The sequence below is a fragment of the Flavobacterium panici genome (genome assembly GCF_903819335.1).
Classification (GTDB): Bacteria; Bacteroidota; Bacteroidia; order Flavobacteriales; family Flavobacteriaceae; genus Flavobacterium; species Flavobacterium panici.
This window is the reverse complement of sequence record NZ_CAIJDE010000044.1, coordinates 114,543-138,616: the sequence shown is the minus strand read 5'-3', so window position 1 is coordinate 138,616 and position 24,074 is coordinate 114,543. Positions and strand designations below refer to the sequence as shown.

Below are 24,074 nucleotides of genomic sequence, written 5' to 3'. Positions count from 1 at the left end.
TATCGTCGGTAGAAAAATATATTGTTATAATCGTTACGTCCCGTAGGAACGTTTGATTTTGACATCGTTTTTTAATAATCTGGCATATCAAACGTTCCTAGGGAACGTAAACATGGCTGACTTTTATTTTTATCTACCAACGAAACATTCCTAATGGAATGATAACGGGATATCCAAAAATAACAAGTTATATCTCTTTGTTCTGTAGGAACATCTCGTCGGTAGAAAAAATATATTGTTATCATCGTTTACGTTCTGTAGGAACGTTTGATTTTTGCATCGTTTTTTAATAATCTGGCATATCAAACGTTCCTACGGAACGTAAATGTGGCTGACCTTTATTTTTGCTACCGATGAAACATTCCTAATGGAATGAAACAGCATTTCCAAAATCCGTAAAAAGAATACAAATTGCCCGAATTAGTATTATTCGTAACAGCTCTTCTGTTTAGACCTTTACACTATTAATTTAATAGCTAAAAAAATGGACAAAACAATTTTAATTACAGGAGCAAGCAGCGGAATTGGAAAAGAAACTGCAAAATTATTTCAATCAAAAGGATGGAATGTTATCGCGACAATGCGTAATCCTGAAAATGAAACAGAATTAAAAGCATTACAGAATGTTTTTGTTACGAACCTTGATGTATTGAACTTACAATCTATCGAGAATGCGGTAAAGGCCGGAATCTCTAAATTTGGAAAAATTGATGTATTACTAAATAATGCCGGATATGGCGCTTATGGAACTTTAGAATCTTTTTCAAGAGAAAAAATTGTACGTCAGTTTGATACGAATGTTATTGGCCTTCTTGATGTTACAAAAGCATTATTACCTCACTTTCGTGAAAATAAAAATGGAATTATCATCAATATTTCTTCAATTGGAGGTAAAATGACTTTTCCACTTGGCGCTTTATATCACGGAACTAAATTTGCTGTTGAAGGTATTTCTGAATCCTTAAGTTTTGAAGTGGAACAATTTGGAGGAAAAGTAAAAATTATTGAACCAGGCGCTATTGCAACTGATTTTGCCGGACGTTCGTTTGACTTTAGCAATGATGAAACTTTTACAGAATATCAAAGTATGGTTGGAAAAGTAATGGAAGCACTGCCGGCTTTATTTGATACTGCTTCGCCTGCAAGTTTAGTGGCCGAAGTAATTTACGAAGCGGCTACAGACGGTACAAATAAACTAAGATATCACGCCGGAGAAGATGCAAAAGTCATTATTGAAAACCGTAAGCAATTTGATGATGAAACATTCATTGGCGGAATGAAAGCACAATTCGGACTTTAAACTTTAAACTGATAAACCTATGAGAATCATCAGAACGTGGTGATTCTTATAGGTCTTTTAAAAATTGGTATCTTTACATTAATGATCCTGTTATGAGCGCATTTATACATTTACAAACGATTTCAGATTTATTCCGTTTTTTTCATCTGGAAACTCCTATTTTGCACCCTCTTATTGCCGTGGTAGATTTTAGTCAGGTAAAAGAGCAGATTACGGAAGACACCAAAATTTCTCCAGATTTTTACGGATTGATATTCAAAAACTACAATAGAAATAATATCAAATACGGACGAAAAATCATTGATTTTCAAGATGGAAGTTTGATTTGTGTGGCTCCAAATCAAGTTCTCGAAATGGACGAGGATATTGAGGTTTCACCAGCTATGATGGGCTGGGGATTATTTTTTCATCCGGACCTCATCAGGGCAACTTCTTTAAATAATAAATTAAAGGATTATAGTTTTTTTTCATACGACATGTCTGAAGCACTTCATATGTCAGAGAAAGAAAAACAAATTTTATACGATTGTGTGCTTAAAATTGAAGGAGAATTAAAAGAAAACATCGATATACACAGTCAGGACATTATCGTTTCTACAATTGAACTGCTGTTGAATTATTGTTCCCGTTTTTACGGAAGACAGTTTATTACCCGAAAAAGTTCGAATAATTCTGTAGTTACTGAAATTGAAAAAATACTGACCGGATATTTTAATGCAAAAAGCAATACCGAAAAAGGATTACCAACTGTAAAATTTCTGGCAGAACAAGTACATCTTTCACCAAGTTATTTAAGTGATCTGCTAAAAAAAGAAACGGGCAAAAACACTCAGGACCATATTCATTTTTATTTAATTGAAGAAGCCAAAAACGTTTTATTAAACAGTGATAAATCGGTCAGCGAAATCGCTTATTCATTAGGGTTTGAATATCCGCAGTATTTCAATAAACTGTTCAAGCAAAAAACAGGGAAAACGCCAATAGAATTTAGAAGTCTGAATTAAATTCGTAATCAATTATCGCTGCAGGTAAAAATATGTTTGGAACCTTTGCTGAGTGAATTAACAATTGCATCCTTTAAGCCGGATCCTAAATTAGAGGTAATCACCCTTAATATTTCTTTTAAATCATTAAAATTATTTGGCTTGACAAAATAGCAAATCGACCCTAAACTTGCAGCTGCTTCCATATCCTTTTTATGCGAGGATGTCGAAATCATAATTACGGGTATATCCTGATACGCCGGATCTTTTTTTAATAATTCCAAACAGTTCCAGCCATTCATAATCGGCATATTGAGATCCAGAAAAATAAGTTCCGGTTTTTCATCAATTGTCTTTAATATTTCAAATATTTCTACACCATTAACGGCACAATGACATACAACATTTTCATTTACATCTTCTAATGCCTCACAAAACATTTCTGTATCATCGATATCATCATCAGCCAATAAAATTATTTTCTTTTCCATAATCTAAATATCATTTTCATTTTGTTTTAAAGGGAGTGTTATAATAAAAGCGGCACCTTTTGTATTACCTTCTGCAACAATATTTCCTCCATGCCGTTCTGCTATTTTTTTACAAAGTGATAATCCTAAGCCGGTTCCTTCGTAACTATCTTTAGAATTGAGACGCGTAAAAGTTTCAAATATCCGCTCTGCCTGTGCAGATTCAAAGCCAATTCCGTTATCTTCCACTGTAATTACAGCAAGACTTTTATCCTCCTGAGTAACTATTTTTGATGATAATTTAATTTCTGGCGGCGTTTCATTTTTGGCAAACTTAATAGAATTATTAATAAGATTATAAAAAAGCTGATAAAGAAGTACCAAAGCTCCTTCAATTGTTGGGAGATCGTGATAATGAATTTTCCCGCCTGTTTTTTGCAAAATGATTTCTAAATCAATTTCAATATTTTTTATAACCTTATTGAGATCAACCAAAGTTGGTTTCTGCAAATCGGCGTTGATTTTAGAATATGCCAAAACGCCATCAATCATATTGTACATACGATCTGTCGCAACGTGAATTCTCTCTATAAACCTGCTTGCAGATTCGTCTAACTTTCCATCAAGATGATCTTCCAGCCTGCTTGTAAATGTTTTAATTTTTCTTACCGGTTCTTTTAAATCATGAGAAGCCACATGTGCAAACTGCTGTAAATCTTCGTTGGAACGTTTTAATTCTTTCGTTCTGTTTTCAACCAGAACTTCCAGTTTTTCAGTAATCGTTTTTTGTTCATGAATATCGGTGCAGGTACCAAACCATTTGACAATCACTCCCGATCCATCTTTTATAGGTACTGCTTTACTTAAAAACCATCTGAATTCTCCTGTATCTCCATTTTTTAATCGCAGTTCAATTTGATATGCAGTACCTTTTTGAACGCTTTGATACCAATATCCCAATACCAGATCAACATCATCCGGATGCAGGAAAGGAGTCCAGCTTGTATCTCCAAATTCATTTTCTTCAAAACCGGTATATTCATACCAGCGTTTATTATAATAATCGACAAAACCATCCGGTTGTCCGGTCCAGATAATTTGCGGTACCAAATCTGCAAGAAGTCTGAATTTTTCTTCGCTTTCCTTAATAATCTGCTCTACCTCTTTTTGCGAAGTAATATCACTTGCTGCACCAAACCATTCAATTATATTATTTTCATGGTCTAATATTGGGATTGCCCTTGAAAAAGTCCAACCTAATGATCCATCTGCGTTTAAAACTCTGTATTCTAATTCAAAAACACTTTTGTTTGCTATTGATTCCTTAATATGATTCAGCACTATTTGCTTATCATCCGGATGAATGTATTTATCAAACCAATTTATAGTTGGTTCTTCAACATCAGATAAAAATCTGCTTCCTTCCATGGTTCGCATTATTGTCCAGTCTGCATTCATGCTGTACACCATATCAGATGAAGCATTAACCAAAGCGCGGAAACGGGTTTCACTTTCCTCCATCTTTTTTCGGGCCACTACCTGTTGTGTAACATCAACCGCTACCTGAATCATACCGGTTATTTTTCCATCTTCCACTAAAGGACGATAGGCCAGATTATAGTAATAATCGACTATTATACCTGTACGGTTATGCTGAACCAGGACTTCACTCTGGTCAAAAGAAATTCCTTTATTATAAACATTTTGAACCTGGGTCCAAACGTACTGCCCTTTTAATTCGGGCAAAACTTCAATCAGGGGCATGCCTATTATCTCCTCGTCGCGACCAATCAGGGTGAGCATATGTTTGTTAATCTGCTCGATAACCAAATTGTCACCCATTAATACCAAAGTTGGAGACGGCGTTTGATCGATCATAGATTTTAATCGGGCTTCGCTTTCTTCTATTTTTTTTCGGGATAAAAACTGATGTTCCTCTGCCAGTTTTATTTCAGTAATATCACGCGTCGTACCTGCAATAGCTTCTACTTCTCCTTTTTCATTTAAAACCGGGGCAAAAATGTAATCGTAAATTCTTTTTCCCAGTTCTGCATGCGGAAAAGAAACTGTTCCCCTAATAGATTTTTTAGAAGCAACAACTTCGTCAATTTCTCTTTCATGCATTGCAGCATGCCATTCTTCATATCCGTTTTCTCTTAAACCTTTTCCAATGGCATCTTCTGCTGATTTCCCCCACATGGTAAGCAAGGCTTTATTGGCATATGTAAACTTGTATGATAAATCGAATACATAGACCAAATCCGGTGTTGTACTTGTGATGGAGTCGTAAAGTCTTTTTTGTTTTTCTGCAGCTGTTAAGGCATTGTTGAGTGTAATTTCTGCTTTTTTTCTTTCGGTTATATCTTCTGTGGTTACAATGAGTAATTCATCTTGTTTTACAGCCGTAAACCGAAACCAAAGCTGTATTCCCTCTCCATCATACCAGCTTTCAAAATTAGCTGTTACTCCGGTTTGAGCCGCTTCAATAAATCTTTCAAGAATACCATTTTTTTTTATCGTGGGAAAAACAGCACTGAACCGTTTGTTTTTGTATTCGATATCGCCAATCCATTTTTTGGTATAAGTATTAAAAAGTAGTATAGAAAAGTCTTCTATTTCGCCTTTATCGTTAAACAAAGACTTTATAACTGCGATTCCGTTTGCAGCAGAATTAAAAACAGTTTCAAAAAAATCATTATTTTCTGTTAATTCCATCGCAGCATTTTAGTGTAATGAATATTTTTTATTGCTATGCTAATGCTAATATAATTAATTTTATGGCATAAATAAAGTAATTATTTATGATTCATTCCGCTTTATAATTTCACACTAAATGCTGTATTTTTTTCAATCTTCATTATAAGGATCAAAATGATTTAAATTAAAAAACCCCTTTATTGAATTCATAAAGGGGTTCGGTTTTTGTTTTATTCAAAAGATTAATTTTTAATAAACTTTTGTACATAACTAGCTTTATCAGTTACAACATTTATAATGTATAATCCTTTTATTAAAGAACTTACGTTAATTTGTTTATTATTAACCTCAGCATTAATTGCTTTTCCTGAAATGTCATAAACATTCACGCCTAATACTTCATCTTCTGTTTGAATATTCAGGATTTCTGCAACCGGATTAGGATAAACTGCCAGTTTTACTTTTGTAAATTCCTCTGTTCCTAAATTAATTGATGCTTTAACAGTAATTGATTTTTCAACAAATTTACCATTCGAATTAAAACTGATTACAACTGTCGCATTTCCAGTCTTTTTTGGTGTTAAAACCAACTCGTCTTTTTCATTTATTACCGCTGTAACAATTTGTGCATCACTATTTGATTTTACCGATTTTGCAATGGCAAGAGATAAATTATCTGCATCCGAAACAATATTTTTTAAATCAATTACGGTTGCATTTTTCACTGAAACTTCTGAAGGCAACGTCGCACTTATTACTGGCGAAGCATTATCCGGAAAAACAGTCATAGCAGGAAACCAGTAATAATCATCTAAAATTTTAGTGTTTGTTAAAACTCCTTTGTTATCAAAAGTATGAATCCAGTTTTTTTGGTAATGCGCTCCAAATCCGCTTTCTGTTGTGTTCAGAATTAATTTATCAGAAACCGGATCAATACGCAATGCTGCTCCATAAGGAATTTGCTTAAAAGTTCCTGTTTGTCCCGGAATTACTGCAAAATTCTCATTGAACGTTTTTGTGGCAACATCAAACTTTACAATTTGTGTTCCTGAATTAAAACTATTAATAGAATTTATCCAATACAAAGCGTTTTGCTGATTACTGTACGTAAAACTTCCTGCATTCCAGGCTCCCCAAGATCCTAAATATTTCGTAGTTGGAATTGCATATTCTGTTAGGGCAAAAGTCGTTTCATTAATATTGATTAATTTTTGATTCTGAATTCCCCAAACACTTCCGTCTTTTGCCTGAACTACAGAATGAAATGCTCCGGTAATAGTAGTTTTTACACTATTTGTCGCTGGATCAATAACCAGAATTCCTGCATTTTGTTTTACAGCAAATACATAATGAGAAGTACGAATCATATTTCCAATTTGTCCGGAATACTGACTTCCGCCGCCTGTTCCTGTTACTAGGCTTCCCACTTTTAGATTGGCAATATCAAAAAGAAAAACTCCGTTTGAAGCACCAATATAACCCGTCTTTTCGTCAACACCTACAAACGAACGTCCGTCGCCTCCGCCAATATCATTAAATCCGGCAATTTTTTTCATCGTTTTTGCATTCGCAACAACTAATCTTCCGCCCGGAGTATATTGACTGTCTCCTCCATCTGAAGCTTGCTTTGAAATAAAGTAAAACTTATCTCCATAAATTGTTCCATACTGCGTTGTTGCCCCAAAAGCCTGACTGCTGTTTGTCGCACTGTAAACACGGTAACTAATATTTCCGTCAGCATTCACAAAATTTACAGATCCGTTGGTGTGACCAAACCATTCTTCGTTTACCAAGAAATAACCCGCAGTAAAATCTGTTGTCGCAACATATGGCGTTACCGCAGTAAAAGTTGACGCAATATCAAACGAATTAAATCCCGGATTATAATTCCAAACATCCCAGGAACCGTTTTCCAAAACACGGATGCTTGCTCCCAAACCAGAATAACCAAATTCAGTATCCGTTGGATTTTTTACCCAATACGACCAATATCCGTTACTTGTCCAGCCAGACTGCCAGTGATCTGCAGCATCAATAGGCGTATATAAATCAAAATCGTATTCTGTCGTATTTACAATTCCGTTTACCGGATAATAAGGATAAGTTACATTTTTATCTTTATAAAGTCCGTTTGTATTGGCTCCGTTCAAATCAAAACCAAGTCCGCCAATTGCAGATCCAAACTGAGTTCCCTGATATAAAAGAGAGAAAAAACGGCGATCTGCTTTTGCAATTGCTTTTAGCATATCTTCTCCCGTTGCATTTCCATCCCATCTAAAACCCCAAATTAAAGCATCGGCATTTTTCTCGTCATTCCATTGTACCACAAATGCCGCTTGATTTGCGCCAGTTCCTACCCAATATTTAATTTGAGCAAAATCTGCCGCGCTAGCCTTTTTTTTACTCGTCAGTTTTTTAACCGATGATTTTTGCTGAATATCATTTCGCGGAACACCTTGCACCGTTACCTGTGCATTGGTAAAGAATGCGATAAATAATAGTACTATTAAAAAGTAATTTTTCTTCATATTATAGTTGATTTAAAAAATTTGTTAGTTTAGATATAAGTCGTAAGCTCCTGCTACTTCTGTAGAAACTTCTCCCAACCAGCCCGCTTCCTGATTGATTGCTGTATGTATTTTAATGAAATCTATTCCGGGAAGTTTTACATAATTTCCGTTTTTATCTACGGCCCAGGCAATGTCAATATTTGAGGCTTTGTCATTATTTGGAGCATTATCGGCATAGCCAAAATCAAAAGATTTCCCTACCCAATAATTTCCTGCGCCGCTTTGATCGTAAAAATTGTCTGCTATTTTTGTTCCTTTCAGCGTATAAGAAGCCTCCGAAATCCAAAGCGGATAATAACTTTGTTCGTGGAATATATTTTTAGATTTATAACCAGAATTTCCGAGATTATCCTGCCATTTAATATATTCAGAATCCATTTGCCAGGATTCATTTCCTTCAGCCACAATTGGAGTTTTATTGGGATCTGGTTTAAAATAAGTGATACTGTAATTTTTTAAAGTTGTGTTTTTAAAATATTCACTTCCTGCTATTTCGTACCATTCGTCTTCATCGGGTTTTCCGTTTTTATTTTTGTCGTAAGCGACTGAAATAATTCCGGCCTCACAAGATCCTGAACGTGCTTCATTCGCCTGATTTCCCCAAAAGGCATTTCCTAAAACTTTAAAATCACGTCCAGCCATATTTGGAATTGTATGATCAAAGCCAAAAACCACATGTCCTCCAAAACCGCCTAATGAAACCATAGTCGTATTTGAACCAACAAGTGCTTTTTTTGCTGCACTAATAAGATTGTTTTGCGTATTCCCCGTTACATATTCCGGAATTGTATTCGTAAACTGACCTGCTGCCGGACGAAAATCAAATACATTCGAGATATATTTGCTGTAAGCTTTTGTCTCTTGTACAACATTGATTGTCGATGTATAAGTTTTTACAGATCCATTAATTTCAACTTTTAAAGTCAGTTTGTAATTTTTTAAATACGGACTAATAAAATCCAGCTGAGAATTCTGCGAAATCAAAGAATCTTCATTTGCAATCCACGTTAACTTTGAATTCGCTGGCAGATTTGGCGCAATATTCAGCACTTTAAATCGGTCAATTGAATAATATTCTTTTAGTACTTCTGCGGGAATTTCAACATTGTCTTCTTCCTTATCGGTTTCACAAGCAATGAATCCCAAAAAGAGAATTGACAGCAACGTGGTTTTTAAAATTTTAAAAGGAATTGTTTTCATTTATGATATTAGATTTTTTTACTTCTTACTTTTCTCTTTTCTCTTTTCACTTCTCACTTCTCAATTTTTAGTGATAAAAGCGATATGCGCCGGAATATTTCCTGCTGTTGTTTTCCATTTCAATTTACCTTCGGGTGTAAAGCAATAGATGTAACCTGTTACGACATAATTCTGGGCATCGGTTATATAAATCTCTTTTGTTTCGGGATTTACCTGAAGTCCGTACGGAATCATAATTTGCTTTTCAGTTCCGTCTGTAATGATTTTATCCGTGATTATTTGTTTGGTTTTCGTGTCGAGGATTCCGTAAATAATTTTGTTGCTGTTGGTTAAATAACTCCACGATACGCTGTAGAAATAAAGTAAATCATCGACCAGACAAGTATCTGAAACCGGAATGTCGAGCTGCATTTTTTTCTCATCGGTTTTGGTATCAATTACAAAAAGATTAGAAGGCGTGTTGTAATAATCTCCTCTGGAACTCACATAAATATCACCGCGGCGGTCAATCTGCATGCTGTACAAATTGATTCCCACATCTATTTTTTTGATTTCTTTGAATGTTTCCAAATCAATTACAGAAACAGTTCTATCGTAATTCGGAACTCGGTAACCTCCGGAATTCGCTACATACAATTTTCCGTTATGAACCACCATTTGTTCGGGTTGATAGCCAACGGTTACTTTTCTTTTTATTTCTAATGATATGGTATCGATTTCGGCAACAAAACCAATTTCTGCATTTGGATCAATGGCAACTGGACCAGAATACGAACTCACATACGCTTTGTCTTTATAAAAAGTCACGTAACGACAATTGGGAATGTCAATTTTTTTGATGCGTTTTGCTGTCCATTTTTCTATGACCTCAACTTTGTTGGAACAATTGATTACAGCGTAGACTTTATTCCCATAAATTTTAATATCGTTCCCTACATCCCCTAATTCTTTTACAACCGTTGGGTTTCGTTCCGAATAAATATCCGTAGTATAATTTCCGGTTCTGTAATTAAAAACGTCAATACTGGCGCGGTTCATTCCCATATTTCCTTCGTTCAGAAGATAAAAACCTTCGATATTTCCGTCGCTTCTTGGTGCAGCAACACTTTTATCTGTTGACGGAAAAATAATTTCGTCTTCTCTGCAGGAAGCAAAAGCCAGAATGATACATAAACTGAGAATTATTTTTGCGGTTATCTTTTTCATAGCTCAATACTTATTATAAATTTCACTGTGCGGCCCGGCATTGGATAATTGTATATCACTTCATAATTTTGGTTGAGAACATTGTTGAGTTCTACTGCGCCTTTTAATTTATAATTATGAAATGCAAAAGATTTTTGAACGGCTAAATCATGCGTATACCATGGCTGAACTTCATTAATTTTTATATTATTGACATTTCCGTTATAGCGTTTTCCGACATAAATAAAACTGTAGTTGAAATTCCAGGTTTCATAATCAGCGTTTAAGATTCCTGAACCGCTATGCCACGGTGTATACGGAATTTGGTCTCCGTAAGAGGACAATTCAAGGCCGCCAAATTTGGTATAATCTTTACTTTCAGAATAGGTGTAAGTAAGATTTGCGGCAAGATTAACTTTGCCGAAATGTGTTCCCATATTCAAAACAGATTCTATTCCTTTTCCTTCTACCTGCCCGATATTCGTCATCATCCAGCGGAAAAGATTTCCGGTTGGCGCGGCGATTATTTTATCTTTTGTATTGGTATAATAACCGTCTAACTGAAAAGAGAATTTGTCGAAAAAACCTTTATTCTGAGGAAAATTATACGTGAATCCAACATCGTACTGATTCATATATTCTGGTCGCAAAGTGCTTGAACCAATCATGGTATAATACAAATCGTTGAAAGTGGGCATTCTGAAAATTCGTTTTGCAAACGCTCTCAGATTAAAATCGTAGTTTTTAAATGGTGTATAGCCTAAAAATAATGCCGGAGTAAATTCTGTTTTGTCTGGAGCTTTTGCGTTGTAGCGAACTTCTTCCTGAACATTGGTTCCAATAACGCTTCCTAAAGCTTTAAAACCGCCAATTCTGTAAGTGCTGGCTAAAGAAATTAATGTAGTATAACGCTGTGGATATGAAAATTGAGTCTGGATTCCTCTTCTTGTGGCGTTTAATCGGTTGTATTGAAAATCTGTAGACAGTGAAACATCCCAATTTGATAAAATACTGTACATATTGACCGCCGTGATATAATATTCCTGCTGATAATAACTATCGTCAGACTGTGCGCCTTCGGTTACGGTTTCGCCTAAAATATTCGTGGTATCTCTGGCAACGTAATGTGTATAATCATAAGCGAATTTTGCTCTTGCCTGAAATTTATATTTTTCGGTAAAGTCTTTTACCAGAAATGCCTGAGTGAAAAAATTCTTGTCGTATTGCCTAAAACCGTCTGAGAATTTGTTTTCGACAATCGCGCCCGGCGCTCCTCTGTCTGAATCATAATAATACAGTTTAGCATCCCAGGAACCTTTATTTATTTTTCCGTAAAGACCGGATTCTACTCTTAAAGCTTCAATATCACTATTATGTCTCGTGGCTGTGGTATCGTAAGCGATTGTTCCGTCGAGATTATTTCTTTTGTATCTGAATTTATATTCTCCGTTCGATTTTATGTATTCAGAACTAAAACTCATGCTCACTTTGTCGCTTAATTTTTGTTCCCATCTAAAAGAAGGATCAAAATAATTGATTGACATTGTCTTGAAACGTACTAAGAGATTTGTTTTTTTATAGCCAATAAAAACCGGACGTTTTGTTCTTAAATAAATTGTAGAAGCCGCCGCAAAGTCTTTTGCCGATTGGAATATTTCGCTTTTCTGTCCGTTATACATCGTTAGGGATTCCATGTCGTCAAGAGAATATTTCCCTAAATCGGTAACGCCGTTTTGTGCATTTCCTAATTGTATTCCATCATAAAAAACACCTACGTGATGTGTTCCCATGTTACGAACATCAACGGTTTTAAGACCGCCAAGTCCGCCGTAATCTTTTATTTGGGTTCCGGCAAAATAACGAAGAGCATCGGCAACATTATGGCTCGACAAATTTTCGAGTAATTTTCCCGAAAGTGTCTGCACGGGAATAACTTCCTGATAGGGTTTTCCTTTTAAGATTACTTCTTTTAAAACCCGCAGACTATCTGTATCTACTTGCGAATGAAGTACAAACGGAATAAAAAGTATAAAAACGAATAAGAGTATTTTTTTTCTATAATACATCACCAATTAATTAAATAAACTTCGGGATGTAATAGCAAAAAGAGATAATCCTGTTATGTAAATAACAGGTCAATTCTTGTTGTCAACTTTATTCCACGAAAGTCTTAAACTATGTGATTGTGGCAGGTCTCCTGACTTGTTCCATCTTTAAAACAGCCTTCTCATCCACACGGGACAATGGCAATAGTAGTGTTTAAAGACTTATATAGAACTTACAGTAGCGGGTCTGTTCAGGATTTACACCTGATTCCCTTTTAACTGTTTTTTCATAAAACTTGAAAAAACAGACCAAAATCTGGCGCAAAGATAGAACTATCCTGAAAAAATCAGGCAGTAATATCTAAAATTAGTTGATTTAAAAATTTAAGCAATTTTTCAGGATCAGATAAAATTTAATCAGCACCGCCGTCGACGCTGTCAAAAGTTTCTCTTTCTTTAGGTGTGATACTGTATTTTACAGAAACCATTGGCCCGTAATACACATCAAACTGAGTTCCGTTTGTACGCAATTGCATCTGACCAATGATGCCAGCCAGAAAATGGATATTGGGCGTTATACCTGCCGTGTAGTAAACTGATAATCGAAAAATATCAAAATGCTCTTCGGCATAATCTTTTGAGGCAAACTTTAGCATTAATTCTGTATAATAGCCAATGTTTGGTGCTAAAAATATAGGTTTCTCTTTGGTTTGACGCAGAAAATGATTCACACCAAATCTTGCTCTTAATCTCGGAATTGTCTGCGGAACTCCGTTTCTGTCATCAAAAAATTTGGTTTCAAAACGCACTTGTTCAAAAATGGAACCTTTTGGCATATCCTGAGAAAAAGTTCCCATTACAATAAGCCTGTTTTCTAAGGTTTCATAATTTCCGGCTTCTTCTACGGCATATTTTTGATTGTGAGCATAACCCAGCCACAGTTTTATATTTTTAAATCCGGAATAAATAAGCCACGGCCTAACTACAACACGCTGTGTATAAGCAAAAGGATTTCCATTTGTATACGCACCTTGTGTCACCAATTGAAAATCGGCCTGTCCACTCAAATGCCATTTTTCATAAATTGGGAAAGCAATATCTCCCTCTTCAATTGATGCCGGAATAAAACCAATAGAATATGGAGCATCCTGCGCTTTTACAATTTGTATAAAAACTGCAAAAAATAATAACAGAAAACCTTTTTTAATCGTACTCATAAATCTTAGTTTACTTATTTAAAATAAAGTTTAAACAGGAGTATAACAAAGATAAAAAGGCTGTGTGTTATGCTTAAAGGATTTAAGGTTGCAGATTATAATATGAAACCAAATTTTCGCAGATTTTTATTTCTTTTTTGAAAAAGTAAGTTTTCCAATTTCCCTTAGAAATTCAGAATCAAACTCAGAATAAGCGCGTAACATATACTTTTCGTCCCGTTCGTGCATGACCAAACGAATTTTTTGAACCATAAGCCAAATAGGTTCGTAGCGTTTGTGTCCTAAAAGATATTGCAATTGTAAAATGGAGAATTTCTTTTTAGAAAGTGTCATTAATTCAATACAAATCATCCAGTATCTAAAGGGTAAATTGGAGTTTTCCATCACGGTTCCGGATCGAAGACTGATTCTGTTTTTGCATTTTTTACATTGAAATTTTAAATCGACTGTTCTGAAAGAATGGGAATTATGCCCGCACTTTTTACAAACCAAACCGTTTTCCAGTCGTTTGTTTTTAAATTCCTCAATGCAGGTTTCTTCGTCATTGTATTTTTCGAAATATTGCCGTAATTCCATTATAAAAAATCGCTTTTCTGAAACTAAATATAAAATAAATCTTTGCTTACAAAAAACGATCTTTAATAAAAAAGAGGAAATTCAAATTAGAAAATCCTCTTTAAAATTATAAAAAAATACAATTACAGTTTGTGGGCTATTTCTTTTTTATACTTATTCAATATAGATTTTGTCATACCTAAATTGGCTTTGGTCGAGTCTACTGCCAAATAAATAAAATACTCTCCGTTATCAGAAACATCAATAATATGAATTTGGGAAGTCAGCGTAATCATAACGTTATCAACAACCTGACCTTGTAATTTTAAAGCTCTTATGGCGTTCATTTCTGCTTTGACGACTTCAAGATTATAGGCAGATGCCAGTTCCGGGTCAAAATCGCTAAAAGCTGATTGTGAATAATAGGACATTCCGCTTTTGATTTCTGCTACAGAAACTGCGATAAAACCAGGTACGTTCTTTTTAAGATCTTCTCCAAATTGTTTTAAAAAATCAGACATATGTTTTGGGTTTAATAGGATTCTAAAATGTTATTTCTTGTGGTACTTGACACAAATTTATAGATCTGATTTTATTTAATTATCCGCAATACATACCTTTTTTTATTTTTTTTCTTACTTTTTTCCAAAACAAAAAGGATACAAAAAAAGGGGAAAGATATCGAATACCTTTCCCCTTTTTATAACTAACCTCTGAATTTAAAAAGTAACAAATTTTGCACCTAAACTGAACCATCTTGCCGGCAAAGGAAATGCTCCAATTTCATAATAAGTAGTATTGAAAATGTTTTGTGCATCAATAAAAATGGTAAACTTTTTAATGGACTGACTAATTCTGGCGTCATTAATCCAGTAAGAAGCTCCTGTAACTCTTTCGTTAAAACGAGTTGCCAATAAAACGGAGAAATCTTTATGCTGAAAATCTATCGTATTGGTTACCTGATGTTTTAAAGACGAAATTAAATATTTAGAATACGGTTCGTCGCGGGTATCTTTAAATTTAGAATCTAAGTAAGAATATCCTAAAGTGAAATTCATTTTCGAATCATCAGAAAAATTAAAACTGTATGATCCACGCATGTTGATTCCGTTTGTAATTAAATCCCCGTAGTTTTGACTTTGCCACGGCACCGTTGTTACCATTCTGGTCCAGTCGATATAATTACTGATTTCTCTGTAGAAATAATTCACGTTTAAGTTTAAAGATTTTCTGTTGAATTTAAACCCGAATTCACTTTGAAAAGCATTTTCAGATTCCAAATCTGGATTTCCAATATTTCCCGGACGCTGATTCAAGTACAAGTCTGTAAACGAAGGAATCCTTTGACTAGTCCCCACATTAGCAATAACCTTAAACTCGTTTGTCAACTCGTAACTTGCATCAAGCCCTGGATAAATCTGCCATTTATAATCTGAATTATAATTAAGATATGTTCCTAAATTCACATTTAATTTCTCAAACAAATACGTTTTGTATTCTGCATAAATCCCCACATTTTCACGATCGTGATCGCCAATGTTTGAGGAATGAATATCTTCATTTCTGAATTCGGCACCAAAACCAATTTCACCTTTTTCAGTTTTGATAGAAGAATTTAATTCTGCCGCAATAGAATTAGTATAATGCTGACTTCTTCCTGCATTCAGGTTGTTATTTCCTAAATATCTGTAATCATCATAATTGTATCTGTAGGTAACTCTTGGCATTATTTTCCAATTGTCTGTAATAGCATGTTTCGACTGAATATTAGCAAAAGTTGTCTGTACTACTTCCGTAGAATTTTTATCGCCGGGTGCAGCGTAAAATCCGTTAGCACCAAATCCGTTTTTTACATAACCAAACGAACCTAAAATTTCGTTAGAATCGTTAACCTGAACATTTCCCTGATACAAAATTTTATTGTTTTCAAATCCTGTATTATAACGGTATCCGTTACTTTTATCATGCGATGCAAAAATCGAATGCTGCTGCTTTTCTTTTCCTAAAACAGCGCCAACCTGAACTCCGGTTCCAAAAAATGTATCTCCGGTATCGTCAGAATCTTTCTCAAAATTAGAACCCGCATAAGTGCTCAATAAAACGCCCGATTTTGTTGGCTTTTTAGTAATAATATTAATTGCTCCCGTTAAACTGTTGATTCCGAAGATTCTCGCAGCAGGACCACGCAAAATTTCGATTCTTTCAATTGCTTCAACCGGAAGCGGCAGATTAAGCATATTATGAGCCGTTTGAGAGTCAATTATTTTCGCACCATTTAACAAAACAACAGTCTGCTCAAAACTTCCTCCGTCTACACTTATATCGGCCTGTCCTCCAAAAGGTCCTCTTTGTCTTATATCAACCCCGTTTGCATATTGCAAAACTTCCTGAAGCGTTCTTCCCGGTAATTTTTTAATCGTTTCGTTACTAATAACATAAACGTTTCTGTTTTGTTTTGAAATTGGCGTGCTTAATCGGTTTTCATGAATAATTACCTCATCAATTTCTATAATCGAATCCTTTTTTGTCTGGGCATAAAAGTTGGTACATATTAATGCTGTAACAGCAAAATAGATTTTTTTCATCCTGGTTTTAATTTTTTTGCAAAAGTAGTACCTTGCCGTACTAATCAAGTATACCAGTTTTGTAATTATGAGTGGTCCGGTTCAAATTCCTTTTAAAAGCTTTATTCAGCTTAAGCCAGAAGAAAGCACTGCAATTTACCTGCAGATCGTTTTTGAATTTATAAAAGCGATACAAACGGGATTTCTTCCAGAAGGAACAAAACTTCCGGGAACACGCATTTTATGTAAACTTTTAGCCGTAAACCGAAACACTTTAATAAAAGCTTTTCAGGATTTAGAATCGCAGGGCTGGATTGAAACGCTTCCTAATAAAGGAACTTTTATCCTTTCTCAGCACAAAGAAAAAAGTAATGCCGAATTTATAGTTCCAAAGGAAAATAAAACGCAGGAAATCAATATTGGTTTTGAATTCAAACGTTCGACCATTCTTGAAAACCCTACCGAAACCAGTAATCTTCCGTATCAGTTTAATGACGGAATGCCGGATTTAAGATTGGTTCAAAATGATATTTTGGCGCGACTGTATGTTTCAAAATTAAAAAGACAGAAAACATCCAAAACATACGAGCAGATTCAAATTCGGTCGCATTTAAATTTTAAAACTCATTTCTCGAATTACCTCAATCTTACTCGCGGATTACGAATTGCTACGGCAGATTTATTGACGACAAGCAGTCATGAAATTAGTTTGTATCTGGTTACAAAACTGCTGATTTCTCCGGGCGATAAAGTCGTTGTCGCTTCTCCGGGATATTATATTTCAAACATGACTTTGACGAATACCGGAGCGCAGATTATCACGATTCCCGTTGATCCCGACGGAATTGACACGAATCGTTTAAAAGAGATTTGTGAAGAAACCAAAATCAGGCTTTTATATCTGACTTCCAATTATAATTATCCAACGACTATTTCTTTGAGTGCCAAAAGAAGAAAGGAATTACTGGAACTCGCCAATCAATACGGATTTGTGATTCTGGAAGATGATTACGATTTTGATTTCCATTATGATAATAATCCTATTTTGCCTTTAGCGGCTTTTGATTCCAATCAAAAAGTGGTTTATATTGGTTCGTTTGGACGATCGCTTCCGTCTGGATTTAGTTATGGTTTTGTCGCCGCTCCGCCGGAATTTATTTCTGAATTAGAAAAACATCAAAATATTCTGGAACCCGGAATTGATGTTTTAAAAGAACAAGTTTTAACCGAATGGATTAACGAAGGCGAAGTGCATCGGCTTTCGAAAAAAAATAAAAAAATCTACAAAGAACGTCGGGATTATTTTATTTCCTTATTGAATGAAAAGCTGAAAGGCAAAATTAAATTTAAAGTTCCCGCGCGTGGTTTGGCGGTTTGGATTGAATGGCTTGATAAATTCAATTTGATTACACTGCAAAAAGAATGTGCCAAAAATGATTTGTTTCTGCCCAAAACTATTTTATACCAAACAAAAGATGTAACCGCGACAAGATTAGGTTTTGGACATTTAGAAAAAGAAGAAATGGAAAAAGCAGTTTCTATTTTATGTAAATCTATTGAAGCGATTGGAACACAAAAGTCCTGAATTTGAACACTTTTTAAGCTTATAGTTTTTTGAATTTTGCTTTATAATTAAACACAAAAATTATGAGCAGTCAAAAAGTATGGTTTATAACCGGAGCTTCAAAAGGAATGGGACTTGAAACTGCAAATGCAGTCTTAAAAAATGGCGATAAAGTAGCCGCAACGTCCAGAAATCTAAAAGAATTAATCGACCAAATTGGGAATCAAAATGAAAACTTTCTTCCGCTTCAGGTTGATATTACAAATGATGCAGCAGTAAAAAACGCGATTCAGACTACAATTGATACTTTCGGAAAAATTGATGTTGTCCTGAATAATGCGGGTTATTATTTAGTGGGAAGTATGGAAGAAATAAGCGACGAAGAATTCCGCAAAACGATCGATGTCAATTTATTTGGAACTGTAAATGTTATTAGAAATGTGATGCCCTTTCTGCGTCAGCAAAAATCGGGACATATTTTAAATATTGCTTCCAATATGGGCTATATTGGTTATGCGAATACGGGAAGTTATAATGCTGCTAAATTTGCCGTTATCGGACTTTCTGAAGCTTTGGCACAAGAAGCAAAACAATTCGACATTAAAGTTACTGCAATTGCGCCGGGAATGTTTAGAACGAGTTTTATGAGCGACAGCACTTTGGCGCAGGCCAAAAATAAAATTCCAGTTTACAATGTAGAAAAGCACGTAAATATGCTGAAAAGTTTTGACGGAAACCAGCCCGGCGACCCAAAAAAACTGGCTAGAATATTAATTGATGTTACCCAATTAGAAAATCCGCCTGTGCATCTTCCTTTAGGAAATGACAGTTTTAACTCGATTATTGAACATCGAAAAACCGAAGCCGAAGAAATGGAATCATGGAAACATCTTTCGTTTGCGACTAATTTCGATTAATTTGTAAATTTGTTTAGATGAAAAAATCGGTTCCACATAAAATCAAAAGTATTTCAGAACTGCATCAGTTATTTGCACTTCCTAAACCAGATCATCCTTTAGTCAGCGTGATTGATTTTGCTTTACTGAGTTATAAACACAGCGATATCTGGGAACATTTTTCGAATGATTTTTACTGCATTACTTTGAAAAAAGGCGTTAACGGGAAATTCAAATACGGCCAGCGTGATTATGATTTTGATGAAGGAATGATAACGCTCACAAAACCAGATCAAATATTTTCGGTTACACAGATAAATGATAATCCTGTTATGGGTTTTATGCTGGTTTTTAAAGCTGATTTAATCCGAAATTATCCTTTAGGAAAAATGATTAATAATTACGGTTTTTTTTCTTATTCCATTGCCGAGGCATTACATCTTTCTGATAAGGAAGATGTAATTATTTCAGGGCTTTTAAAGCAAATGCAGGACGAACTGAAAAACAATATTGATCATTACAGTCAGGATTTGATTGTGGCGCATCTTGACTTGATTCTTAATTATATTAACCGATTTTACGGCAGGCAGTTTATTACCCGAAAAACCGCTGCACATGATTTATTAAGCAGATTAGAAGAATTATTATTTGATTATTTTGAGAAAGAAAATCCTGTTTTAAAAGGACTTCCTACGGTGCAGTATTTATCGCAGGAATTAAATATTTCTGCCAGTTATTTAACCGATTTACTTCGAAATATTACGGGTTTAAATACCCAGCAATATATTCAGAATCATATTATTGAAAAATCAAAACAATTGCTTTCGACAACGAGTTTAAGTGTAAACGAAATTGCCTTTTCATTAGGTTTTGAATATTCGCAGTCGTTTAGCAAACTCTTTAAAAAGAAAACCAATTTAACGCCGCTTCAATTCAAAAAATCTCTTAACTGATTTTAAAAAATCATTCAAAATTTTGAATTCAGCTTATTTTTTATATAATTTTGTACCGATCATTACAAAATAAATCTGCGATGCGAGGAAGACCGACAATTTACGAAGACGCTAATATTATAAAGAAAGCTCAGGAAGTTTTTTGGCAAAAAGGATACAGTGCCACTTCACTGAGCGATTTGCAAAAAGCAACCGGAGCCGGAGCCGGAAGTTTTTATAATACGTTTAAAGGCGGTAAAAAAGAGGTTTTCCAAAAAGCAATTGAAGAACGCAGATTGGCTTTTGATGCTTTTAAAATTGAATTAAATAAAAGCGATTCACCTTTAGAATTGATTAAGAATTTTTTTAGAAGTATCGCTGCCGCGGATGAAAACGAACATCTTAAAGGCTGTATCATTGCTAATACGGTTGTTGAAATGACTTTTATTGATGAAAAACTAGAAGCCAATGCGGTGCAGATTTTAAAAGAAGTGGAAGAAATGTTCACGCAGGCGATAAAGCTTGAACAGGTAAACGGAACTTTAAAAACAAAAACGGCTCCCGAAATATTAGGGAAATATTTGATCACTTTTTGGTGTGGATTAAATACGCTGCGCCGAATGTACCCCGACAAAAATGTCTTAAAAAATCAAATCGAAATGCAATTAGCTGTTCTCAGCTAATTTTTTTGATTATTTATGTATCAATCATTACAAAATTAAAACAATAAAAATGAATTTAAAATTAGAAGGAAAAAAGGCTTTTATAAGCGGTTCAACTCAGGGAATTGGTTTTGCAATTGCGCAACAGTTATTAAATGAAAAAGCAGAAGTTATCATTAACGGCAGAAATGAAGAAAAAACGAATCTTGCCGTACAAAAATTAAAAGCTGAATTTCCCGATGCAATTGTTTCTGGAATAAAAGCTGATTTTAGCAATAAAGAAGAAGTTTCAAATTTATTGAGCAAATTAGACAATATCGATATCTTGATTAATAATGTCGGCATTTTTGAATTAAAGGCTTTTGAAGATATTCAAGAGGAAGATTGGTACAAAATTTTTGATATTAATGTGATGAGCGGTATTCTTCTTTCACAAAAACTTTTACCGAAAATGCTGGAGAAAAATTCAGGACGAATTATTTTTATCAGCAGTGAATCTGGAGTGAATATCCCCGGAAATATGATTCATTACGGAATGACAAAAGCATCTATGATGGCTGTAAGTAATGGTTTGTCCAAATTAACAAAGGGAACAGAAGTTACAGTAAATACCATTCTCGGCGGGCCAACTTATTCTGACGGCGTTGCGGCTACCATTGAACATATTGCTTCATTACAAAATATAGAAGTCGAGCAAATGAAAAGTGCTATTATTCAGCAGACAAATCCGGATTCTTTATTGCAGCGTTTTATAAATCCAGACGAAATTTCTTCTCTTGCGGCTTATCTTTCAAGTCCGCTTTCGATTGCAACAAATGGTTCTTGTTTACGCGCTGATGGCGGGGGTTTTAAAAACTGTTTAATCTAAATATTCTAAAGCCTTGACAATAAAAATCAAGGCTTTAGTTTTTAATTTATTTAAGATGTTTTTCGATAATTTAAAACGGCGGCAATATTCAAAACAATAGCAAAACCTATAATGACTAAAATGTGTTTTTGAACATCTTTAAAACCGCTTCCTTTTATTACAACCATTCGCATTACATCAATAAAATAACTTATTGGATTAAATTTTGAAACTGTTTTTGCCCAATCCGGCATACTGTCTATTGGTGTAAATAAACCGCCCATTAAAACAAATATCATTACAAAAAAGAACATAATAAGCATGGCTTGCTGCTGTGTGTCGCAGATTGTGGAAACCAATAACCCGAAACCTAAAATAGCCAGCAAATAAACGGCGATAAAAGCGTATAAAACCAACAGATTTCCCAGCGGAATTATTCCGTAAAAAATCCAGCCAACTAATAATCCTAATGTAAAAACTACATTGCCAAGAATCCAGAACGGAATTAATTTCCCTAAAATGAAATGGTATTTTTTGACCGGAGAAACATTAATTTGTTCGATTGTTCCGGCTTCTTTTTCTTTTACAATATTTAATGCCGAAAGAAATCCGCCAACAAGTGTCACCAAAATAGCCAGAATTCCCGGAACCATATACAATTGATAATTTAAATGCGGATTGTACCAGTTTGATGATGTAATTTCAATTACCGGCATAGCATTAAAACTTGTTGGAACATTCATTTTTTTACGCAAACCATTATTGTATTCTCTTATAATATCGCTGATGTAACCAGCGCCTAATCCGGCTTTTGTTCCGTTAATGGCGTTTACACCAATAAAAAGCTGCTGTTTGTTTTCTTTTATAAGATCTTCTTCAAATCCATGTGGAATTTCCAGAATTAAATCGGCATTGTCTTCTTCTAATTGTGTGAACGCTTGTTTATACGAATCGTTATAAGTTCTTAATTTGAAATAACCGGAAGCAATAACCTGATTGATTAAATCTCTGGAATAATCAGATCGGTCGTTGTCCACCACAGCCAGATTGATATTTTTGATTTCATAATTGGCTGCAAGCGGCAAAATAATAAGCTGTATAACGGGCATTACCATAATCACGGCTAAAATGGCGCGATTACGAAATATTTGTTTGAACTCTTTGATGAGTAAAAATTTGATGATTCTCATGACAAACGTATTTTAAAGCTTTTAAGACTTACAATCAATAAGAAAATGGTGATTCCGAACAGGATTAAAGTTTCTTTCCATACATAGGAGAATCCTAGTCCTTTTATCATGATTCCTTTTACAATGATATAATACCATTTTGAAGGCACAACATTTGAAAACCACTGCAAAGGCAGAGGCATATTTTCGATAGGAAACATAAAGCCACTGAAAAGTAAGGTTGGCAAAAGCATTCCTAATAATGAAATCAACATGGCAGTTTGCTGCGAATCGGTTTTAACCGAAATAAAAATTCCTAAAGTCAAACAGGTTATAATGAACAAAGTGCTTTCTGCAAAAAGTAAGAGTATGTTTCCGGCAATGGGTAAATCGAGCACAAAGACGCTCAATAATAAAATGGAAACTACATTTACCATTGAAAGTAAAAGATACGGAACTGCTTTTGAAAGTATCACCATTAAAGGTTTGAACGGAGAAACCAAAAGAATTTCCATGGTTCCGGTTTCTTTTTCTTTTACAATAGCAATTGCCGTCATCATCACGCAGACTAACATTAAAACCAAAGCCATAACGCCGGGAACAAAGTTTGGCGCGCCTTTTAACTGCGGATTGTATAGCATTTTTACTTCGGGTTTTATCTGCAACGGCACTGCATTTTCCTGATTCAATTGTGCCTGATAATCGTTTATAATTGATGAAACATAATTGGTCAAAGTTGTCGCATTATTTGGGTCTGATGCATCGGCCAAAACTTGAATCTGTGCTTTATTTTGATGTAAAAGCTGGTTATTAAATCCTTCCGGAAATATCACTGCCATTTTTATTTCACCGGTTCTAAAAGCGGCTTCCAGTTCTTTACTTCCGGCAAGGGTTTTTCTAATTTCAAAATAACGGCTTGCTTCTATTTTAGTAATGATTTCTTGTGAGGCAATATCTTTGGCATAATCAACGACTACTATTTGGGAGTTTTTTACTTCATTGGTTAAAGCAAAACCAAAAATAAGAATCTGCACCACCGGCATTCCAAAGAGAATCAGCAGTGTTTTCTTGTCACGCAGTACGTGCAAAAATTCTTTTTTTACGAATGTTAGAAATTGTTTCATATTCGGATTATTTTTTCTTTTATCCTGCAAGGTTTCCAAAACCTTGTAGGTATGCTATTATTTGGTGCACTTTATATTTAGACCTACAAGGTTT

18 protein-coding genes, 1 pseudogene and 1 riboswitch are annotated in these 24,074 nt (G+C 34.7%); of the genes and pseudogenes, 7 read left to right on the top strand and 12 right to left on the bottom strand.

Annotated elements, in window-relative coordinates; genetic code table 11:
• Window positions 1–484 precede the first annotated feature (484 nt).
• Window positions 485–1,300 carry an SDR family oxidoreductase gene (locus FLAPXU55_RS13135; RefSeq protein ID WP_180858192.1) on the top strand — a complete coding sequence of 272 codons (816 nt, stop codon included), beginning with the start codon at window positions 485–487 and terminating at the stop codon, window positions 1,298–1,300.
• Between the two features lie 92 nt (window positions 1,301–1,392).
• The gene (locus FLAPXU55_RS13130; RefSeq protein ID WP_180858190.1) at window positions 1,393–2,304 is read left to right on the top strand and encodes a helix-turn-helix domain-containing protein; all 912 of its coding nucleotides are present in this window, start codon (window positions 1,393–1,395) and stop codon (window positions 2,302–2,304) included.
• A gap of 8 nt (window positions 2,305–2,312) precedes the next feature.
• Here the strand turns inward: FLAPXU55_RS13130 and FLAPXU55_RS13125 are convergent, their stop codons facing one another.
• The 10 genes and pseudogenes from FLAPXU55_RS13125 to FLAPXU55_RS13080 form a co-directional block, all read right to left on the bottom strand.
• A complete protein-coding gene (locus FLAPXU55_RS13125; RefSeq protein ID WP_053474238.1) occupies window positions 2,313–2,774 on the bottom strand; it encodes a response regulator in 462 nt (153 codons plus the stop codon).
• A 3-nt stretch (window positions 2,775–2,777) separates the two neighbouring features.
• A complete protein-coding gene (locus tag FLAPXU55_RS13120; protein ID WP_180858188.1) occupies window positions 2,778–5,468 on the bottom strand; it encodes a PAS domain S-box protein in 2,691 nt (896 codons plus the stop codon).
• 224 nt (window positions 5,469–5,692) lie between these two features.
• Window positions 5,693–7,978, bottom strand: a complete 2,286-nt coding sequence (locus FLAPXU55_RS13115) for a T9SS type A sorting domain-containing protein (RefSeq protein ID WP_180858186.1) — start codon at window positions 7,976–7,978, stop codon at window positions 5,693–5,695.
• 24 nt (window positions 7,979–8,002) lie between these two features.
• Entirely contained in the window at window positions 8,003–9,220 is a 1,218-nt protein-coding gene (locus tag FLAPXU55_RS13110) for a cell surface protein (protein WP_180858184.1), read from the bottom strand.
• A gap of 60 nt (window positions 9,221–9,280) precedes the next feature.
• The gene (locus FLAPXU55_RS13105; RefSeq protein ID WP_180858182.1) at window positions 9,281–10,426 is read right to left on the bottom strand and encodes a DUF5074 domain-containing protein; all 1,146 of its coding nucleotides are present in this window, start codon (window positions 10,424–10,426) and stop codon (window positions 9,281–9,283) included.
• A complete protein-coding gene (locus FLAPXU55_RS13100) occupies window positions 10,423–12,471 on the bottom strand; it encodes a TonB-dependent receptor (protein WP_180858180.1) in 2,049 nt (682 codons plus the stop codon). The genes FLAPXU55_RS13105 and FLAPXU55_RS13100 overlap by 4 nt, the downstream gene beginning before the upstream one ends.
• Window positions 12,472–12,575: 104 nt before the next feature.
• Window positions 12,576–12,779, bottom strand: a riboswitch (cobalamin riboswitch).
• Window positions 12,780–12,863: 84 nt separating this feature from the next.
• The gene (locus FLAPXU55_RS13095) at window positions 12,864–13,667 is read right to left on the bottom strand and encodes a DUF2490 domain-containing protein (RefSeq protein WP_235992047.1); all 804 of its coding nucleotides are present in this window, start codon (window positions 13,665–13,667) and stop codon (window positions 12,864–12,866) included.
• A gap of 129 nt (window positions 13,668–13,796) precedes the next feature.
• Window positions 13,797–14,243, bottom strand: a pseudogene (locus tag FLAPXU55_RS13090) (transposase); the annotation flags it as partial.
• A 122-nt stretch (window positions 14,244–14,365) separates the two neighbouring features.
• A complete protein-coding gene (locus FLAPXU55_RS13085; RefSeq protein ID WP_053474230.1) occupies window positions 14,366–14,743 on the bottom strand; it encodes a hypothetical protein in 378 nt (125 codons plus the stop codon).
• A 198-nt stretch (window positions 14,744–14,941) separates the two neighbouring features.
• Complete coding sequence (locus FLAPXU55_RS13080) at window positions 14,942–16,807, bottom strand: TonB-dependent receptor plug domain-containing protein (protein ID WP_180858169.1); 1,866 nt, start codon at window positions 16,805–16,807, stop codon at window positions 14,942–14,944.
• 67 nt (window positions 16,808–16,874) lie between these two features.
• Here FLAPXU55_RS13080 and FLAPXU55_RS13075 point away from each other — a divergent pair, with 67 nt between their 5' ends.
• From FLAPXU55_RS13075 to FLAPXU55_RS13055, 5 genes are all read left to right on the top strand, one after another.
• On the top strand, window positions 16,875–18,371 hold the full coding sequence (locus tag FLAPXU55_RS13075; RefSeq protein ID WP_180858167.1) for an aminotransferase-like domain-containing protein: 1,497 nt from the start codon (window positions 16,875–16,877) through the stop codon (window positions 18,369–18,371).
• Between the two features lie 62 nt (window positions 18,372–18,433).
• Entirely contained in the window at window positions 18,434–19,267 is an 834-nt protein-coding gene (locus FLAPXU55_RS13070) for an SDR family NAD(P)-dependent oxidoreductase (RefSeq protein ID WP_180858165.1), read from the top strand.
• A gap of 17 nt (window positions 19,268–19,284) precedes the next feature.
• A complete protein-coding gene (locus FLAPXU55_RS13065) occupies window positions 19,285–20,199 on the top strand; it encodes a helix-turn-helix domain-containing protein (protein WP_180858163.1) in 915 nt (304 codons plus the stop codon).
• Between the two features lie 80 nt (window positions 20,200–20,279).
• Window positions 20,280–20,861, top strand: a complete 582-nt coding sequence (locus FLAPXU55_RS13060; RefSeq protein WP_180858161.1) for a TetR/AcrR family transcriptional regulator — start codon at window positions 20,280–20,282, stop codon at window positions 20,859–20,861.
• A 49-nt stretch (window positions 20,862–20,910) separates the two neighbouring features.
• A complete protein-coding gene (locus tag FLAPXU55_RS13055) occupies window positions 20,911–21,708 on the top strand; it encodes an SDR family NAD(P)-dependent oxidoreductase (protein WP_180858159.1) in 798 nt (265 codons plus the stop codon).
• A 50-nt stretch (window positions 21,709–21,758) separates the two neighbouring features.
• Here the strand turns inward: FLAPXU55_RS13055 and FLAPXU55_RS13050 are convergent, their stop codons facing one another.
• A complete protein-coding gene (locus FLAPXU55_RS13050; RefSeq protein ID WP_180858157.1) occupies window positions 21,759–22,877 on the bottom strand; it encodes an ABC transporter permease in 1,119 nt (372 codons plus the stop codon).
• Window positions 22,874–23,980, bottom strand: a complete 1,107-nt coding sequence (locus tag FLAPXU55_RS13045) for an ABC transporter permease (protein ID WP_180858155.1) — start codon at window positions 23,978–23,980, stop codon at window positions 22,874–22,876. The genes FLAPXU55_RS13050 and FLAPXU55_RS13045 overlap by 4 nt, the downstream gene beginning before the upstream one ends.
• Window positions 23,981–24,074: the final 94 nt, after the last annotated feature.

Bases quoted from the DNA above. Each gene is read 5' to 3' on its own strand.
- FLAPXU55_RS13135 (WP_180858192.1), top strand. From the start codon at position 485: ATGGACAAAACAATTTTAATTACAGGAGCAAGCAGCGGAATTGGAAAA.
- FLAPXU55_RS13130 (WP_180858190.1), top strand. From the start codon at position 1,393: ATGAGCGCATTTATACATTTACAAACGATTTCAGATTTATTCCGTTTT.
- FLAPXU55_RS13125 (WP_053474238.1), bottom strand. From the start codon at position 2,774: ATGGAAAAGAAAATAATTTTATTGGCTGATGATGATATCGATGATACA.
- FLAPXU55_RS13120 (WP_180858188.1), bottom strand. From the start codon at position 5,468: ATGGAATTAACAGAAAATAATGATTTTTTTGAAACTGTTTTTAATTCT.
- FLAPXU55_RS13115 (WP_180858186.1), bottom strand. From the start codon at position 7,978: ATGAAGAAAAATTACTTTTTAATAGTACTATTATTTATCGCATTCTTT.
- FLAPXU55_RS13110 (WP_180858184.1), bottom strand. From the start codon at position 9,220: ATGAAAACAATTCCTTTTAAAATTTTAAAAACCACGTTGCTGTCAATT.
- FLAPXU55_RS13105 (WP_180858182.1), bottom strand. From the start codon at position 10,426: ATGAAAAAGATAACCGCAAAAATAATTCTCAGTTTATGTATCATTCTG.
- FLAPXU55_RS13100 (WP_180858180.1), bottom strand. From the start codon at position 12,471: ATGTATTATAGAAAAAAAATACTCTTATTCGTTTTTATACTTTTTATT.
- FLAPXU55_RS13095 (WP_235992047.1), bottom strand. From the start codon at position 13,667: ATGAGTACGATTAAAAAAGGTTTTCTGTTATTATTTTTTGCAGTTTTT.
- FLAPXU55_RS13085 (WP_053474230.1), bottom strand. From the start codon at position 14,743: ATGTCTGATTTTTTAAAACAATTTGGAGAAGATCTTAAAAAGAACGTA.
- FLAPXU55_RS13080 (WP_180858169.1), bottom strand. From the start codon at position 16,807: ATGAAAAAAATCTATTTTGCTGTTACAGCATTAATATGTACCAACTTT.
- FLAPXU55_RS13075 (WP_180858167.1), top strand. From the start codon at position 16,875: ATGAGTGGTCCGGTTCAAATTCCTTTTAAAAGCTTTATTCAGCTTAAG.
- FLAPXU55_RS13070 (WP_180858165.1), top strand. From the start codon at position 18,434: ATGAGCAGTCAAAAAGTATGGTTTATAACCGGAGCTTCAAAAGGAATG.
- FLAPXU55_RS13065 (WP_180858163.1), top strand. From the start codon at position 19,285: ATGAAAAAATCGGTTCCACATAAAATCAAAAGTATTTCAGAACTGCAT.
- FLAPXU55_RS13060 (WP_180858161.1), top strand. From the start codon at position 20,280: ATGCGAGGAAGACCGACAATTTACGAAGACGCTAATATTATAAAGAAA.
- FLAPXU55_RS13055 (WP_180858159.1), top strand. From the start codon at position 20,911: ATGAATTTAAAATTAGAAGGAAAAAAGGCTTTTATAAGCGGTTCAACT.
- FLAPXU55_RS13050 (WP_180858157.1), bottom strand. From the start codon at position 22,877: ATGAGAATCATCAAATTTTTACTCATCAAAGAGTTCAAACAAATATTT.
- FLAPXU55_RS13045 (WP_180858155.1), bottom strand. From the start codon at position 23,980: ATGAAACAATTTCTAACATTCGTAAAAAAAGAATTTTTGCACGTACTG.